The organism is Pseudomonas sp. GOM7, from assembly GCF_026723825.1.
Classification (GTDB): domain Bacteria; phylum Pseudomonadota; class Gammaproteobacteria; order Pseudomonadales; family Pseudomonadaceae; genus Aquipseudomonas.
Window position 1 is genome coordinate 5298580 of the sequence record NZ_CP113519.1, and the last position, 14024, is coordinate 5312603.

The following is a 14024-nucleotide window of genomic DNA, read 5'->3' on the forward strand; positions in this document are numbered from 1 at the left end:
GGCTAGGCGCCCTCGTCAAAAATGCTCATTTACAACAGGTAAACCCGAGTGCGGGCCCAGTGCTTCTTGACTCACTGCGTTCGCCCTTCGGGTCAGCCTTCGGCTGTTACTCCCGCTGGTCGTTGCGGCTGTTTTTGCGGGGCCGCCATGGGTATTTCGCTGGCTACCTCGCCTACGTTTTTAGAGGTGCCCTCAGGCCTGCTGCAGGTGCTCGGGCAAGCGCTCGTGCAGCTCGGGGTTGGCGGCCAGTAACAGTGGCAGCAGAGGCTCGCGCACCTGAGCTGGAAGGTGGTCGCAGATGTCTGCCTGGCGCGCCAGTGGCAGACCGCCAAGCACCAGTGCGGATATCGCCACATTGTCGTCCGCCCAGGCCGCTTCGGTCAGGCGGCACAGGTACTGGGTGGAGAAGGTGCGCAGGCTCTGCACGATGAGCCCGATATCGACGATGTAACGGGCGATCTGCAGGATGTGCTCGGCATCGTTGATGCCATAGATCAAGACCTTGACCTGGCGCGGCGAGAGGCATTCGGCATAGCGGGCAGCGGTGGCGAAAGCCCCGTCGGCGCAGAGCTGGCGCGCTACCTCCAGGTGCAATTCGTCCGGCAGGCTGAGGTAGGTCTCGAGAATCGTCTGGGGGTCGAGGTGGATGATGGCGCGGGCAATGAAGGGTACCGGCAGGTTGAGGATCAACTCGCGCAATTGCTCGGCCGGCATGTACGGCGCCAGCAACGCTGTCTGCTCGGGACCGAGCCGCTGCGCCAAGGCGCTCTTCAGCGCCAAGGGCGCCATGCTCTGCGAAGCCAGCAATAGACGCTGAGCCATATTCAGGGATGGGGCTTTGTGCATCGCTAGGCTCCTTCTTCACGGCTGAGTCTGCAGCATCGCGCGCGCGGGCGCCGGATGCAGCCATCTTTGCGTCAGTTGGCGCACGTGCCTCGAGGCACGTTGGGTAGAGAGGAAACGCTCTCAGTGCAACGCTGAGTCGAGTTGCGCACTCAACAGCTCGGCGAAGGCGATGGCATCGCGTGGCCGACTGATCAGATAGCCCTGGATCTCGTCGCAGCCCTGGCTCTTGAGGAAGTCCATCTGCGCCTGGGTTTCCACGCCCTCGGCCACCACCTTGAGTTCCAGGCTGTGGGCCATGGCGATGATGGCGCGGGTGATCGCCGCATCCTCGCCACCGGGCGAGAGGTCGCGGATGAAGGTCTGATCGATCTTCACGTAGTCCACCGGGAAGCGCTTGAGGTAACTGAGCGAGCTGTAGCCAGTGCCGAAGTCGTCGATGGCCAGCTTCACCCCCATGTCGCGCAGTTGCTGGAAGGTGGAGATGACGCTGTCGACGTTGTCGAGCATCTGGCTCTCGGTCAGTTCCAGCTCAAGCCAGTGCGGCTCCAGGCCGGTGTCATCGAGCACCTGGCGCACCAGGCTGGTCAGGTTGCCCTGGCGCAACTGGTGCATCGACAGGTTGACCGACACACGAATGTTGGCCAGCCCCTGCAATTGCCAGGCGCGTGCCTGGCGGCAGGCCTGGCGCAGGACGAACTCGCCGATGGGCATGATCAGCCCGGTTTCCTCGGCCAGGCCGATGAACTCGCCCGGAGAGATCACCCCATGCTCGGGATGGCGCCAGCGCACCAGCGCCTCGGCAGCGCTGAGGCTGTCATCGCGCAGATCCAGCTTGGGCTGATAGAAGACTTCTAGCTGCCCATCCTCGATCGCCCGGCGCAGGCGGTTTTCCAGTTGCAGCCGCTCCAGGGTGCAAGCCTGCAGGTTCTCGGTGAAGAACTGGAAAGTGTTACCACCGAGGTGCTTGGCATGCTGCACGGCCATGTTGGCCTGGCTGATCAGGGCACCGATCTCGCGCGCATAGTCCGGCAGCAGGCTGATGCCCAGCGAGGCGCTGACCACCAGTTCGTGGCCACCGGCGGTCATCGGCACGCGCAGCTTGGCCAGCAGGCGGCTGGCCATGCGTGCCAGGCCGGAAAGGCTGCTGTAGGCATCGAGAATGATGGCGAACTCGTCACCGGACAGCCGCGCGATGCAATCGGCCTCCGGCACGGTATGGGTCAGGCGGCGGCTGATCTGGCGCAGCAACTGATCGGCCACCTCATGCCCAAGACTGTCGTTGAGCACCTTGAAGCGATCCAGATCGATATGCAGCAAGGCGATGCTGCGACCCGTCTGGCGAGCCCGCTGGCTGGCCTCGTGCAGACGCTCGCGGAACAGGCTGCGGTTGGCCAGGCCGGTCAGCTCGTCGTAGTGCGAGAGGTAACGCAGGCGCTCCTCGGCCTCACGCCGCGCGGTGAGGTCGGCGAGGAAACCGACGATATGGCTGCGCCGGCCCGCGGCATCGTGCACCAGGTTGAGCTGCAGCCATTGCGGGTAGAGCTCGCCACTCTTGCGCGTTTCGATCAGTTCGCCCTGCCAGCTACCGTTATTGTCGAGTTCCTGGAGAATCGTCGGGTACTGGCGGCGCATCTCGCGGCTGCCGAGCAGGCTGATGACCTTGCGCCCCAATACCTCTTCACGGCTGTAGCCGGTGACGATGCTGAAGGCACGGTTGACGGCGAGAAAACGGAAATCCGCATCGAGGATGCAGATGCCCTCGCTGGCGGCCTCGAACACCATGGCCGCCAGGCGCTGCTGCTCTTGCTGCTGGCGTCGCTCGCTGACGTCACGTCGTGTGCCGAGCATGCGCAGCACGCGCCCGGCGCTGTCGCGCTCCACCGCGCGACCTCGGTCTTCGACCCACACCCAGTGTCCGTCGGCATGACGCACGCGGTATTCGATGTGGTAATCCTCACTGCGCCCTTTCAGGTGCTCGATGAGCATCCGGCGCAACACCGGCAGGTCATCGGGATGCAGGCGTGGCGTGAGGTCGCGCAGCATCACCTGCACCTGCTCCGGTTCCAGGCCGAACAACTCGCGCAGGTGGGTGTGGTGTACCTGGTCACTCTCCAGCTCCCAGTCCCACAACCCCAGTTCGCTGGCCTCCAACGCCAGGGCCAGGCGTGCCTGGCTCTTGCCCAGGGCGTAGGTCGCCTCGTCCAGCTCCAGGGTGCGCTCGGCCACGCGTCGCTCCAGCTCGCCATGGGCACGACGCAACTCGCGCTCGGCACGACGACGCTGCTCTACCTCACGCGCCAGCTCCTCGTTGAGACCTTCGGCACGGCGCTTGGCATGTTCCAGATTGGCGATCAGCGCCTGGTTCTGGAAGCGCTGCAGCAAGCCGCGCTGCACCAGGCGATTGACCTGCCAGGCCACGATCAGCAGGGCCAGGAACAGGATGATGCTGAGCAGGCCCCAGCCCTGCTGGATGCGATTGCCCGCCAGCAGCAGGAAGGCCGTCGAGGGCACCATGCAGGGTAGCGCGAAGGTGAGAAAGGCCGGCAGGCTGACGGCATAGGCAACGCTGGCGGAGAGGATGGCGGCGGCGATCAGACCATAGACCAGCGCCTGCTGGTAGAACACGTCGGCCGGCACCAGGACGATCACGGCGAAGGCCAGGGTCAAGCCCGAAAGGCCGGCGCCGAAGAGGAAAATACGCTGCCAGTAAGGATCGGCCTGGCGGGTCGGCAGGGCCGTGTTGAACGCTTTCACCTGGGTCAGGCGCAACAGCACCAGCAACAGCAACCAGCCCAGCCAGACACCGAGCAGGACGGCATCCTGCAGATTCCATAGCAAGCTGGTGCCGGATAGACCGACCAGCAGCATCAGTAATGTAGGTAGACGCGAGCCCTGATAGAGCAGGCGCGTACGCTCGACGGCGATATCCGTGACGAACTGACGCTCGACCTGAGACGGATCCAGCGTCACCTCTTGTAATACGGCGCTAGTAGTGGCGGTCATAGGCGATGTTCTTGTAATAGCTGCCTAGGGGCTGTGCCGAATGCACACAGCAGCCAGAACCCTGACATGGCGGCAGAATACCCGAGACAGACGCTGTGCCCAACCAAGATGTGGGCAATTTCACAGACTCGCCCCCAACTTTCGACGGGATGATTGCACTTGGCCACCCATGCTAAAGCCGCTTGTCCGCTGACTCGCCAGTCGTCGCCTAAAACCCCTGTTGCAGACGCTTGCGGGAGGCCTGCCACAGCTCCTAGGATGAGCGCCTCACGCCTCGAGGATGCCTGACCGAACCGTTATGGAAGACTTACAGCAACGCTGGCTCTTCGCCCTTTCCGCGCCCATGGTCGCCGTCAACCGCCATGCCGGAGCGGACTATGCCCTGGCCAGCCTCTATCCCGACAATGAATTCGTCGACCTCAAAGAATCCTGGGATATCGCCGAGCGCGCCGACCTGCTGGCGATGATCCAGCGCATGACCGACGACGGCCACGCCCGCGAACTCAGCAGCGCCTACTGGGAACATGCCCGCCTGCTGCCGAGCCAATGGCAGGCCCTGCTCGACAGCCTGCAGCCAGCGCAACGGGTGGCCTATGAGTTCGTCGCCGAAACCAGCATGGTCTGTGGCGCCGCCGGTATCCGTGCCTGGGATCTGGGGCGCATGAGCTTTCTCGCCCGCATCGGTCAGCTCAACGGCTGGCTGAACCTTGAAGAAAACCTCTGGCTGCACAGCCGCTTCAGCCTGCGCGCGCGCTACTACTACCAGAGCTGGCACAGTTACCTGGCCGGCTTCGTCATCGGCCGTGCCTACTGGAACTGCCTGGGCCACGAGGAGGCAAACGAGCAGGCCCTGAGCCTGAGCCGCCAGGGCAGCGAGCCGGCTCACCGCGCCATGGTGCGCGAACTGGCCCTGAGCCCGGCTGCCGGCTTCGACGAACTGCCCTGGGACATGGAACTGGAGCTGCCCGAGAAACCCGAATCGCTGGAGGCGTTCGACTGGTCATGAGTTGCTGGGAACACCTGGGCCTGGAGCCGACAGAGGATCAGACCCTCATCCGCAACGCCTACCGTGCATTGCTGCCTGGCGTGCACCCGGAGCGCGACCCCGAAGGTTTCCAGGCCCTGCGCAGCGCCTATGAAGAGGCCCTGCGCCAGGCGCGCGAGGGCGTCTCGGCGGTCAGCACGCTCGCTGCACCGCCCAGCGCCAGCGAAGCAGCCGTGCAGGCCTTCGTCGATTTGCTGCAGGATGCCCAGCGGCGCTTCCAGCCCGATGCCTGGCACGACTACTGCCGCCTGCTCGATCGCTTGCCGCTGGAAGAGCTGGATGGTGTCGACACCAGGCTGCGCGGCCTGCTGCTGAGCAACGGGCCACTGGGGCATGCCTGCGTGAGCATCCTCAGCGAGCGCATGGCCTGGGCCAAGCGCCTGATGCAACTGCCGTTCGAGGAGGCCGAAGCGCTCGACCACTTCCTCCAGCGCATCGCCGAAGCCGACCCCTTCGACCTCACCAGCCTGTCCGCCTGGCCCGCCCACGCCCAGGTGGAAACCCTCTGGTACACACGCACCCTCAACCACCTGTTCGACAACCGCCCCTTGCCGGAGCTGCGTGGCTGGTGCGCGCTGCACCTGTGCCTGCCGATGCCGGCCGACCCGGCCTACTACCCTGGCCTGTATCGCCAGTGCACTCTGGCCGGTGTCGCCCTCGGCGAAGCCCTGGCGTATTACCAGGCGCGCCAGGCCGAGGCCCCCGACGACCTCGACAACCTCTACCTGCTGGCGCTGCAGATGCAGCAGCATGAGCTGGATGCCCTCGACCTCTGGTGCCGCCTGTGGCGCGAACTGCACTTGCCCGAAGCCGCCGCCTGGTTGCTGGCCTGGAGCGCCCAGCATGCCCCCGAGCGCCTGCCACTGCTGATCCTGGCCTGCGACCGCAGCCAGCAGGAGCTGGGCAGCCAGTACGCCCTCGACGACTACCGCCAGGGCTACGCCGAACCGGCGCAGAGCCCGCAGACCCTGGCCCGTTGGCAACGCGCCGCCAGCACCGAGCTGCCGGCTCTGGCGCGTACCTTCGTCGCCTGGCAACTGGGTGACAGCGAATGGCCTTTCTTGGCCGAGCTGCTCGACGCGCCGGAGACGCCGCTCACCCTGCTCTATCGTCAGGCCTGGCTGCTGCAACGCGGCGACGGGGCCGACCTCGAGCCCTTGCTCTGCCTGCCTGTCGGCGAACACCCGCTGGACGCCATCCTGGCGCAAGGCTTTGCCCACCATGCCCGGCAACACCTGCAGTGGCTGCGCGAGTCTGCCACCGCCAAGGTGCTGCAGCAGAAGCTCGCTACGCCTGGTTCTGCCTTGCCCAGCACGCTGCAGGAAAACACCGCCGCCCGCGCGCAGATGCTGAGCTGGCTGCGGCGCTTGCGCCACCCAGCCCCGGAAACCTTGCAGCGCCTGCATCATCTGCTGGCGCCATTGCCGAGCTGGTCATTGCCCGCCACCTTGAAGCTGCAACTCGGCCTGCAGCAGACAGGACGCTACCTGCCGCCGCTGCCCACGGAAGCAGGCGCGCGCTGGCAACTGCAGCGCCAGACCCTGTGGCTGGCCGGCCTGCTGGAGCAACCTCAGCGCTGGCTGGAACGACTGACAGAGCGCGGCAGCCGCCTGCCCACCACGACCGACCATCCGGCCGATGCCGTGCAGACGCTCTGGCTCGACGCCCACGCCCATCCCCGGCAATGGCTCGACGGCCTCGACGAGCGCGACCCTCTGCAAGGGCTGATCGCCGCCGAACTGGTCAGCCTGGAGTTCATCCTGGGCAGCCGCCGCCTGCCCTCGGTCGAGCGTATCGAGGCCTGCGCCCAACGCCATGCCGATGAGCTGGCGGGCGATCCGCTAGGGCAGATGATCGTCGACGCCCTGCTCTACCACGACCCCGACCTGCGGCGCGAACTGCGCGAGCTGGCCTTGCAACGGCTGCAAGGCTTCACCTGTCCGGGCCTGTGGTTCGATGCCTTCCGTGAAGGGCTGGTCAAAGGTCAGCCCGAAGCACTGGCGCAATCGATCTGCAAGGACAACGGCCTGCTGTTCAGCACCATGCAGGCGCTCTTCGAGGCCATGCGCGATGTGTGTCAGCCGTCCAAGCCACGGGTGCCGGCTTCCGGCCTGCTGCGCTCACTGCAACAGGCCAAGGACAGCGCCGTGACACCCCCTGCGGTGCGCCTGGCCATCACCCTGCTGCTGTCGCGTTGCGAGCGCATGATGCCTCGTCACGCGCCCAATGACTGGCGCGCGCAATGGCGCTTCTGGCAGTTGGGCAAGCGCCTGAATCGGCTCAATTTCACCGTGCAGACGCTGGCGCTGCTCGGCGCGGGCCTACCGTTGAGCCTGCTGGCGGACAAATTGAGCGGCGATCTGGCCCTGGCGGTGCTGGGGGTGACCCTGCTGGGGCTGATCACCTGCCTGCTGCGCCGCCTGCACGACATGAACCGTGGCGTCGGCACGCTGCTGATGCTGCTCACCGGCAGCTTCTTCATGCCGTACATCTCGGTGGTGCTGTTCTTCTGGCCCGGCGACCCGCTGCCCAACCGCTACGGCCCGCCCAGCGGCAGCCGCGTACAGGCCGAGCAAGGGCTGCAGGCGCGACTGCGGCAGTTGAATGGGTTCAGTGGGCCGACCAGCTAGAAGCGCAGCGCCTCCAACTGCTGCTCCAGGCGCTGCCGCGCCGCCCTGATCGGCTGCTCCTGTTGCGCGCTGAGCAGGCTCTGGAACTCGTCCAGCCACTGGCCGATCTGCTCACGCTCGGCCCCCAGGCTCTGCATCCAGGCGCGCTCCAGGCGGGCCAGCAGGGTGCGATTGGGCAGGCTGTCGCGCGGGTGGATCTTCAGCCCGGCCAGGCGCGCCTGGCTGGCGGCGCGCGCCTCCTCGCTCAGGCCGGTGGGGCTGCGGTCGATGACATGGCCGTGGCGCTGGCCGTTCTCCAGGGTCACGTCCACTTCCAGCAGGCCATTGATGTCGTAGCTGAAGCGCACGTCCAGCGCCTGCACCTGCCCGGTCTGCTGCAGCTTGACCTCGAAGGCGTCGACGAAGATGTTGTCGCGCACCCAGGGGCGCTCGCCCTGGTAGATCTCGATGCGGATGTGTTCCTGCTGCGCGTGGGTGGTGTAGTAGCGCTGCACCCGCGAGGTGGGGATCACCGTGTTGCGCTCGATGATCGGCGAGAAGGCGCCGGGCTGCTCGTCGCTGCGCCGCGAGGCGATGCCCAGGGTGTAGGGGCAGACGTCGGTGAGGATGACCTCCTCGATGGCCTGGTCGCGGGCCTTGCACGCGGCCTGGGCGGCAGCGCCGAGGGCGACGATGGTGTCCGGGTCGAGGTGGCGATAAGGCAGGCGGCCGAACAGGGTGGCCACCAGTTGCTGCACCACGCTCATGCGCGTGGCGCCGCCGACCAGCACCAGGCTGTCGAGGTCGCGCGGGTTGAGGCGGGCGTCGCGCAGGGCCTGCTCGATGGGCTGGCGCAAGCGGCTCAAGAGCGGCGCCCAGATCTGCTGCGCGCGGGCCTCATCTAGCTGCCACTGGCGGCCTTGCCAGTCCAGGCTCTGCGGGCCTTCGGCGAGGCGGCGCTTGAGTTGCTCGACGGCATCTTCGAGGCTGGCCAGCTCCTGGCCTTGCAGCTCGCTGCGGCTCAGCCCCCAGTCCTCCAGGCAGGCCTTGAGCAGGGCCTCGGTGAAGTCCTCGCCGCCGAGGAAGTTGTCGCCGGTGGAGGCATGTACCTCGATCAGCGGCAGAGCGTACTCCAGCACGGTGACGTCGAAGGTGCCGCCGCCCAGATCGAAGATCAGGGTGCGCTCGAATTGCTGCTCGTGCAGGCCGTAGGCCATGGCAGCGGCGGTCGGTTCGTTGATCAGGCGCTCGACGCGCAGCCCGGCCAGCTCGGCGGCAAATGCCGTGCGCTTGCGCTGCTCGTCGCTGAAATAGGCCGGCACCGAGATCACCGCCTGGGTCACCGGCACGCCAAGATAGGCCTCGGCATCGGCCTTGAGCGAGCCGAGCACCAGTGCCGAGAGTTCTTCCGGGGTGAACTGGCGCTCACCGAGGGTGAAGCGCTTGTCGCTGCCCATGTAGCGCTTGAAGGCGGCCACGCTGCGCAGTGGATGGGTGGTCAGCCGCGCGCGCGCCGCAGCGCCGACGAGGATGCTGCCATCTTCGTCCAGACTCACCGCCGAGGGCGTGAGCACCTCGCCCAGGGCATTGGGGATAAGCTGCGCACGCCCTTCGCGCCAGACGGCGATCAGGCTGTTGGTGGTGCCCAGGTCAATGCCCAACAACGGGCTGTCACCAGTCGACATGGCTATCGCGACTCCCTCAGATCCATTGAAGGGCGCAGTCTACCCCGCGCACAGGCCCTGGCAAACCGCCTCGTCGAAGCGGTTTGCCCTCCCCTGTCCCCATAGGGTCTGTTGACGTTTCAGCGCAAGCCGCGTTGCTGCGAAAAATCTCGCCAGGCTAGGCGGAGGACGAATGGTGTCCCCTTGCCAAGCCCTCCAACAACGCATGGCGAGATTTTGCGCACAACCCGAAGGGCCGGGCCTGCTTTTGCGCGATGCGGCGTTGCTCGATGGCTCATTTGGGCGACCAAACTTCGCATCTCGCGCCTTGCCTCGCGCAAAAACAGGCTCCGGCGCGGTAGCGATGAAACGTCATCAGACCCTAAAATGCCGCGATGCAAAATGACCCCGAACTCCTCCTCGCTTCGCTCAACGACGCCCAGGTGCAAGCCGTGGCCGCCCCACTCGGCCGCCAACTGGTGCTGGCCGGTGCCGGCTCGGGCAAGACCCGCGTGCTGGTGCACCGTATCGCCTTCCTGATCCAGGCGATGGGCGCGTCGCCCCACTCCATTCTGTCGGTGACCTTCACCAACAAGGCCGCCGCCGAGATGCGCCACCGCATCGAGGACATGCTCGGCCACAACCCGGCCGGCATGTGGGTCGGCACCTTCCACGGCCTGGCCCACCGCCTGCTGCGCGCGCACTGGCAGGAAGCCGGGCTGGCGGAGAACTTCCAGATTCTCGACTCCGACGACCAGCAACGCCTGATCAAGCGGGTGATCCGTGATCTGGGCCTGGACGAGCAGCGCTGGCCGGCCAAGCAGGCGCAGTGGTTCATCAACGGGCAGAAGGACGAAGGCATCCGCCCGCAAGGCATTCAAGCCAGCGGTGACCTGTTCCTGGCCACCATGCGCGGCATCTACGAAGCCTACGAGGCGGCCTGCGCGCGCACCGGGGTGATCGATTTCGCCGAGCTGCTGCTGCGCGCCCTCGACCTCTGGCGCGACAACCCCGGCGGCATCCTGCAGCACTACCAGCGGCGCTTCCGCCACATCCTGGTGGACGAGTTCCAGGACACCAACGCCGTGCAGTACGCCTGGCTGCGTTTTCTCGCCCAGGGCGGCGACAGCCTCATGGTGGTCGGCGACGATGACCAGTCGATCTACGGCTGGCGCGGGGCGAAGATCGAGAACATCCAGCAGTTCGACCAGGACTTCGCCGACACCCAGATCATCCGCCTGGAACAGAACTACCGCTCCACGGCCAACATCCTCAACGCCGCCAACGCGCTGATCGCCAACAACCAGGGGCGGCTCGGCAAGGAGCTGCGCACCGACGTCGGCGACGGCGAGTCATTGAGCCTGTACGCCGCATTCAACGAGCACGACGAAGCGCGCTACGTGGTCGAAAGCATCGAGGACGCCCTGCGCAAGGAAGGCCTCAAGCGCAGCGAGATCGCCATTCTCTATCGCTCCAACGCCCAGTCGCGGGTGCTGGAGGAGGCGCTGCTGCGCGAGAAGATCCCCTACCGCATCTATGGCGGCCAGCGCTTCTTCGAGCGCGCCGAGATCAAGAACGCCATGGCCTACCTGCGCCTGCTCGACGGCCGCGGCAACGACGCGGCGCTGGAGCGCATCATCAACGTGCCGGCGCGCGGTATCGGCGAGAAAACCATCGAGACCATCCGCGAATACGCCCGCGTCCATGAGGTGCACATGTGGCAGGCGATCCGCCTGATGCTGGCGGCCAAGGCCCTGCCTGGCCGCGCCTCGGCGGCGCTGGCGGCCTTCATCGAGCTGATCGATGGCCTGGCCGACAAGGTGCTGGCCATGCCCCTGCACCAGATGACCCAGGTGGTCATCGAGCAGAGCGGCCTGCTTGCCTACCACGAGGCGGAAAAGGGCGAGAAGGGCCAGGCCCGGGTGGAGAACCTGGAGGAACTGGTCAGCGCCGCGCGCGCCTTCGAGAACGACGAGGACGAGGAACTGAGCCCGTTGCAGGCCTTCCTCACCCACGCCTCGATGGAAGCCGGGGACACCCAGGCCGCCGAGAACGAGGACAGCATTCAACTGATGACCCTGCACAGTGCCAAGGGCCTGGAATTCCCCCTGGTATTCCTGGTGGGCATGGAAGAGGGTCTGTTCCCGCACAAGATGAGCCTGGAAGAACCGGGCCGTCTGGAAGAAGAACGCCGCCTGGCCTATGTCGGCATTACCCGTGCCATGCACAAGCTGGTGATCAGTTACGCCGAAACCCGGCGTCTCTACGGCAGCGAGACCTACAACAAGGTGTCGCGCTTCGTCCGCGAAATACCCGCACCGCTGATCCAGGAAGTGCGCCTGTCGGGCAGCGTCAGCCGCCCGGTGAGCACAGGCTCGATGACAGGTGGCAGCCTGTTCGCCGGCAGCGCCGTGCCGCAGACGCCCTTCAGCCTGGGCCAGCGTGTGCGCCACAGCCTGTTCGGCGAGGGCACCATCCTCAACTTCGAGGGGGCAGGCGCCCAGGCGCGGGTACAGGTGAATTTCGAAAACGAAGGCAGCAAATGGCTGATGCTGGCTTATGCCAAGCTCGAAGCCTGTTAGAACCTACCGTATCTGGAGAAACATCGATGAAACGCCGCAATCTGTTCGGCGCCGCTCTGGCCCTGATGGCCACCATCGGCCTGGTTGGCTGCAAGGACGACAAGGCCGGCAGCGAACAAGCCGCTGCCAAGCCGGCAGAAACCATCCACTGGAAGATGGTCACCTCCTGGCCGAAGAACTTCCCCGGCCTGGGCACCGCCGCCGAGCGCCTGGCCCAGCGCATCAACGCCATGAGCGCCGGACGCCTGACCGTCAAGGTGTACGCCGCCGGCGAACTGGTACCGGCGCTGGAAGTGTTCGACGCCGTCTCCCGCGGCACCGCCGAGATGGGCCACGGCACCCCCTACTACTGGAAAGGCAAGGTACCGGCCGCGCAGTTCTTCAGCAGCGTGCCGTTCGGCCTCTCCACCCTGGAAATGAACGCCTGGCTCAGCCACGGCGGCGGCCAGGCGCTGTGGGAAGAAACCTACGCGCCCTACGGCGTGAAACCCCTGGCTGCCGGCAACACCACCATGCAGATGGCCGGTTGGTTCAACAAAGAGATCAACAGCCTGGAGGACATCAAGGGCCTGAAGATCCGCATGCCAGGCCTGGGCGGCGAAGTCTGGAGCAAGCTCGGCGCGATCACCGTCAACCTGCCCGGCGGCGAGATCTTCACCTCCCTGCAGACCGGCGCCATCGACGCCACCGACTGGGTCGGCCCCTACAACGACCTGGCCTTCGGCCTGCACAAGGCGGCCAAGTACTACTACTACCCGGGCTGGCAGGAACCGCAGGCGGTGGTCGAGGCGATGGTCAACCAGAAAGCCTTCGACGCTCTGCCGGCCGACCTGCAGGCCATCGTCACCGAGGCCGCCCGCGCCGCCACCCTGGACATGATGGACGACTACGTGTTCAACAACGCCAAGGCCCTGCAGAGCCTCAAGCAAGAAGGCGTGCAGCTCAAGCGCCTGCCGGATGACGTGCTGCAGGCCATGCGCAAGGAGTCCGAGGCGGTGCTGAGCAGCCTGGCGGCGCAGAACGACCTCAACGGCCGCATCTGGGCCTCGCAGAAAGCCTTCCTCGAACAGGCCAGCGCCATGCAGACGCTGACCGAGAAAGAGCTGTACAACTGGCGTTAAGCCAACCGAACGGGGCCGAAACAGGCCCCGTTTTTCTTAGAGATAACTGCCCATGCGTCTTCGTTCTCTGTTGCTCCTGCCTCTGCTCGCCCTCGGCCTGATCGGCTGCAAGGACGATTCCGCACCTGCCAACCAGGCCGCTGCGCCCGCGCAGACCTTCCATTGGAAGATGGTTACCACCTGGCCGAAGAACGCCCCCGGCACCGGCACCGCCGCCGAACGTCTGGCCGAACGCATCAACGCTATGAGTGCCGGGCGTCTGACCATCAAGGTCTACGCCGCTGGCGAGCTGGTGCCGGCGCTGGAAGTGTTCGACGCCGTCTCCCGTGGCACCGCCGAGCTGGGCCACGGCACGCCCTACTACTGGAAGGGCAAGGTGCCCGCCGCGCAGTTCTTCGGTGCCGTGCCCTTCGGCCTGTCGACCCTGGAGATGAACGCCTGGCTCAGCCACGGCGGTGGCCAGGCGCTGTGGGACGAGGCCTACGCCCCCTTCGGCGTCAAACCGCTGACCGCGGGCAACAGCACCATGCAGATGGGCGGCTGGTTCAACAAGGAAATCAACGGCCTGGACGACATCAAAGGCCTCAAGATCCGCATGCCGGGCCTCGGCGGCGAAGTCTGGAGCCGCCTCGGCGCCACCACCGTGGTGCTGCCCGGCGGCGAGATCTTCACCGCGCTGCAGACCGGCGCCATCGACGCCACCGACTGGGTCAGCCCCTACAACGACCTGGCCTTCGGCCTGCAGAAAGCCGCCAAGTATTACTACTACCCGGGCTGGCAGGAGCCACAGTCGGTGCTCGAGCTGCTGATCAACCAGAAGGCCTTCGACGCCCTGCCGGCCGACCTGCAGGCCATCGTCACCGAGGCCGCCCGCGCCGCCACCCTGGACATGATGGATGACTACGTGTTCAACAATGCCCTGGCCCTGGACGAGCTGAAAAAGAGCGGCACCCTGCTCAAACGCTTCCCCGATCCCGTGCTGCAGGCCATGCAGCACGAAACCGACCAGGTACTCGGCGAGCTGGCCGCGCAGAGCGAGCTCAACGGCCGCATCTGGGCCTCGATGAAAGCCTTCCAGGCACTGGCCAGCTCGATGCAGGCCCTGACGGAGAAAGAGCTGTACGACTGGCGCTGAGCCCTTTCATGGCCTGCCA

8 protein-coding genes are annotated in these 14024 nt (G+C 66.0%); 5 read left to right on the top strand and 3 right to left on the bottom strand.

Annotated elements, in window-relative coordinates:
* Nucleotides 1-192: 192 nt before the first annotated feature.
* Together OU800_RS23600 and OU800_RS23605 are read right to left on the bottom strand one after the other, a co-directional pair.
* Complete coding sequence (locus tag OU800_RS23600) at nt 193-846, bottom strand: hypothetical protein (protein WP_268179970.1); 654 nt, start codon at nt 844-846, stop codon at nt 193-195.
* Nucleotides 847-966: 120 nt separating this feature from the next.
* Nucleotides 967-3849, bottom strand: coding sequence for a putative bifunctional diguanylate cyclase/phosphodiesterase (locus OU800_RS23605; RefSeq protein WP_268179972.1), 2883 nt, complete (start codon nt 3847-3849; stop codon nt 967-969).
* Nucleotides 3850-4147: 298 nt separating this feature from the next.
* Between OU800_RS23605 and OU800_RS23610 the strand changes: the two genes are divergently transcribed.
* Together OU800_RS23610 and OU800_RS23615 are read left to right on the top strand one after the other, a co-directional pair.
* A complete protein-coding gene (locus OU800_RS23610) occupies nt 4148-4855 on the top strand; it encodes a DUF1266 domain-containing protein (protein ID WP_268179973.1) in 708 nt (235 codons plus the stop codon).
* The gene (locus OU800_RS23615; protein ID WP_268179975.1) at nt 4852-7524 is read left to right on the top strand and encodes a DUF805 domain-containing protein; all 2673 of its coding nucleotides are present in this window, start codon (nt 4852-4854) and stop codon (nt 7522-7524) included. Before OU800_RS23610 ends, OU800_RS23615 begins: the two co-directional genes overlap by 4 nt.
* Here OU800_RS23615 and OU800_RS23620 read toward each other — a convergent pair.
* Entirely contained in the window at nt 7521-9188 is a 1668-nt protein-coding gene (locus tag OU800_RS23620) for a molecular chaperone HscC (RefSeq protein WP_268179977.1), read from the bottom strand. The genes OU800_RS23615 and OU800_RS23620 overlap by 4 nt on opposite strands.
* A 374-nt stretch (nt 9189-9562) precedes the next feature.
* Here OU800_RS23620 and uvrD point away from each other — a divergent pair, with 374 nt between their 5' ends.
* Genes uvrD through OU800_RS23635 form a run of 3 tightly spaced genes read left to right on the top strand, consistent with a single transcriptional unit; the run spans nt 9563 to nt 14005 of the window.
* Nucleotides 9563-11749 carry a DNA helicase II gene (gene uvrD, locus OU800_RS23625; RefSeq protein WP_268179978.1) on the top strand — a complete coding sequence of 729 codons (2187 nt, stop codon included), beginning with the start codon at nt 9563-9565 and terminating at the stop codon, nt 11747-11749.
* A 26-nt stretch (nt 11750-11775) separates the two neighbouring features.
* A complete protein-coding gene (locus OU800_RS23630) occupies nt 11776-12870 on the top strand; it encodes a TRAP transporter substrate-binding protein (RefSeq protein ID WP_268179980.1) in 1095 nt (364 codons plus the stop codon).
* Between the two features lie 52 nt (nt 12871-12922).
* A complete protein-coding gene (locus OU800_RS23635) occupies nt 12923-14005 on the top strand; it encodes a TRAP transporter substrate-binding protein (RefSeq protein ID WP_268179982.1) in 1083 nt (360 codons plus the stop codon).
* Nucleotides 14006-14024 lie beyond the last annotated feature (19 nt).

What these genes read in the sequence shown, in the direction of transcription:
- OU800_RS23600 (WP_268179970.1), bottom strand. Translation starts at nt 846, where the DNA reads ATGCACAAAGCCCCATCCCTGAATATGGCTCAGCGTCTATTGCTGGCT.
- OU800_RS23605 (WP_268179972.1), bottom strand. Translation starts at nt 3,849, where the DNA reads ATGACCGCCACTACTAGCGCCGTATTACAAGAGGTGACGCTGGATCCG.
- OU800_RS23610 (WP_268179973.1), top strand. Translation starts at nt 4,148, where the DNA reads ATGGAAGACTTACAGCAACGCTGGCTCTTCGCCCTTTCCGCGCCCATG.
- OU800_RS23615 (WP_268179975.1), top strand. Translation starts at nt 4,852, where the DNA reads ATGAGTTGCTGGGAACACCTGGGCCTGGAGCCGACAGAGGATCAGACC.
- OU800_RS23620 (WP_268179977.1), bottom strand. Translation starts at nt 9,188, where the DNA reads ATGTCGACTGGTGACAGCCCGTTGTTGGGCATTGACCTGGGCACCACC.
- uvrD (WP_268179978.1), top strand. Translation starts at nt 9,563, where the DNA reads ATGCAAAATGACCCCGAACTCCTCCTCGCTTCGCTCAACGACGCCCAG.
- OU800_RS23630 (WP_268179980.1), top strand. Translation starts at nt 11,776, where the DNA reads ATGAAACGCCGCAATCTGTTCGGCGCCGCTCTGGCCCTGATGGCCACC.
- OU800_RS23635 (WP_268179982.1), top strand. Translation starts at nt 12,923, where the DNA reads ATGCGTCTTCGTTCTCTGTTGCTCCTGCCTCTGCTCGCCCTCGGCCTG.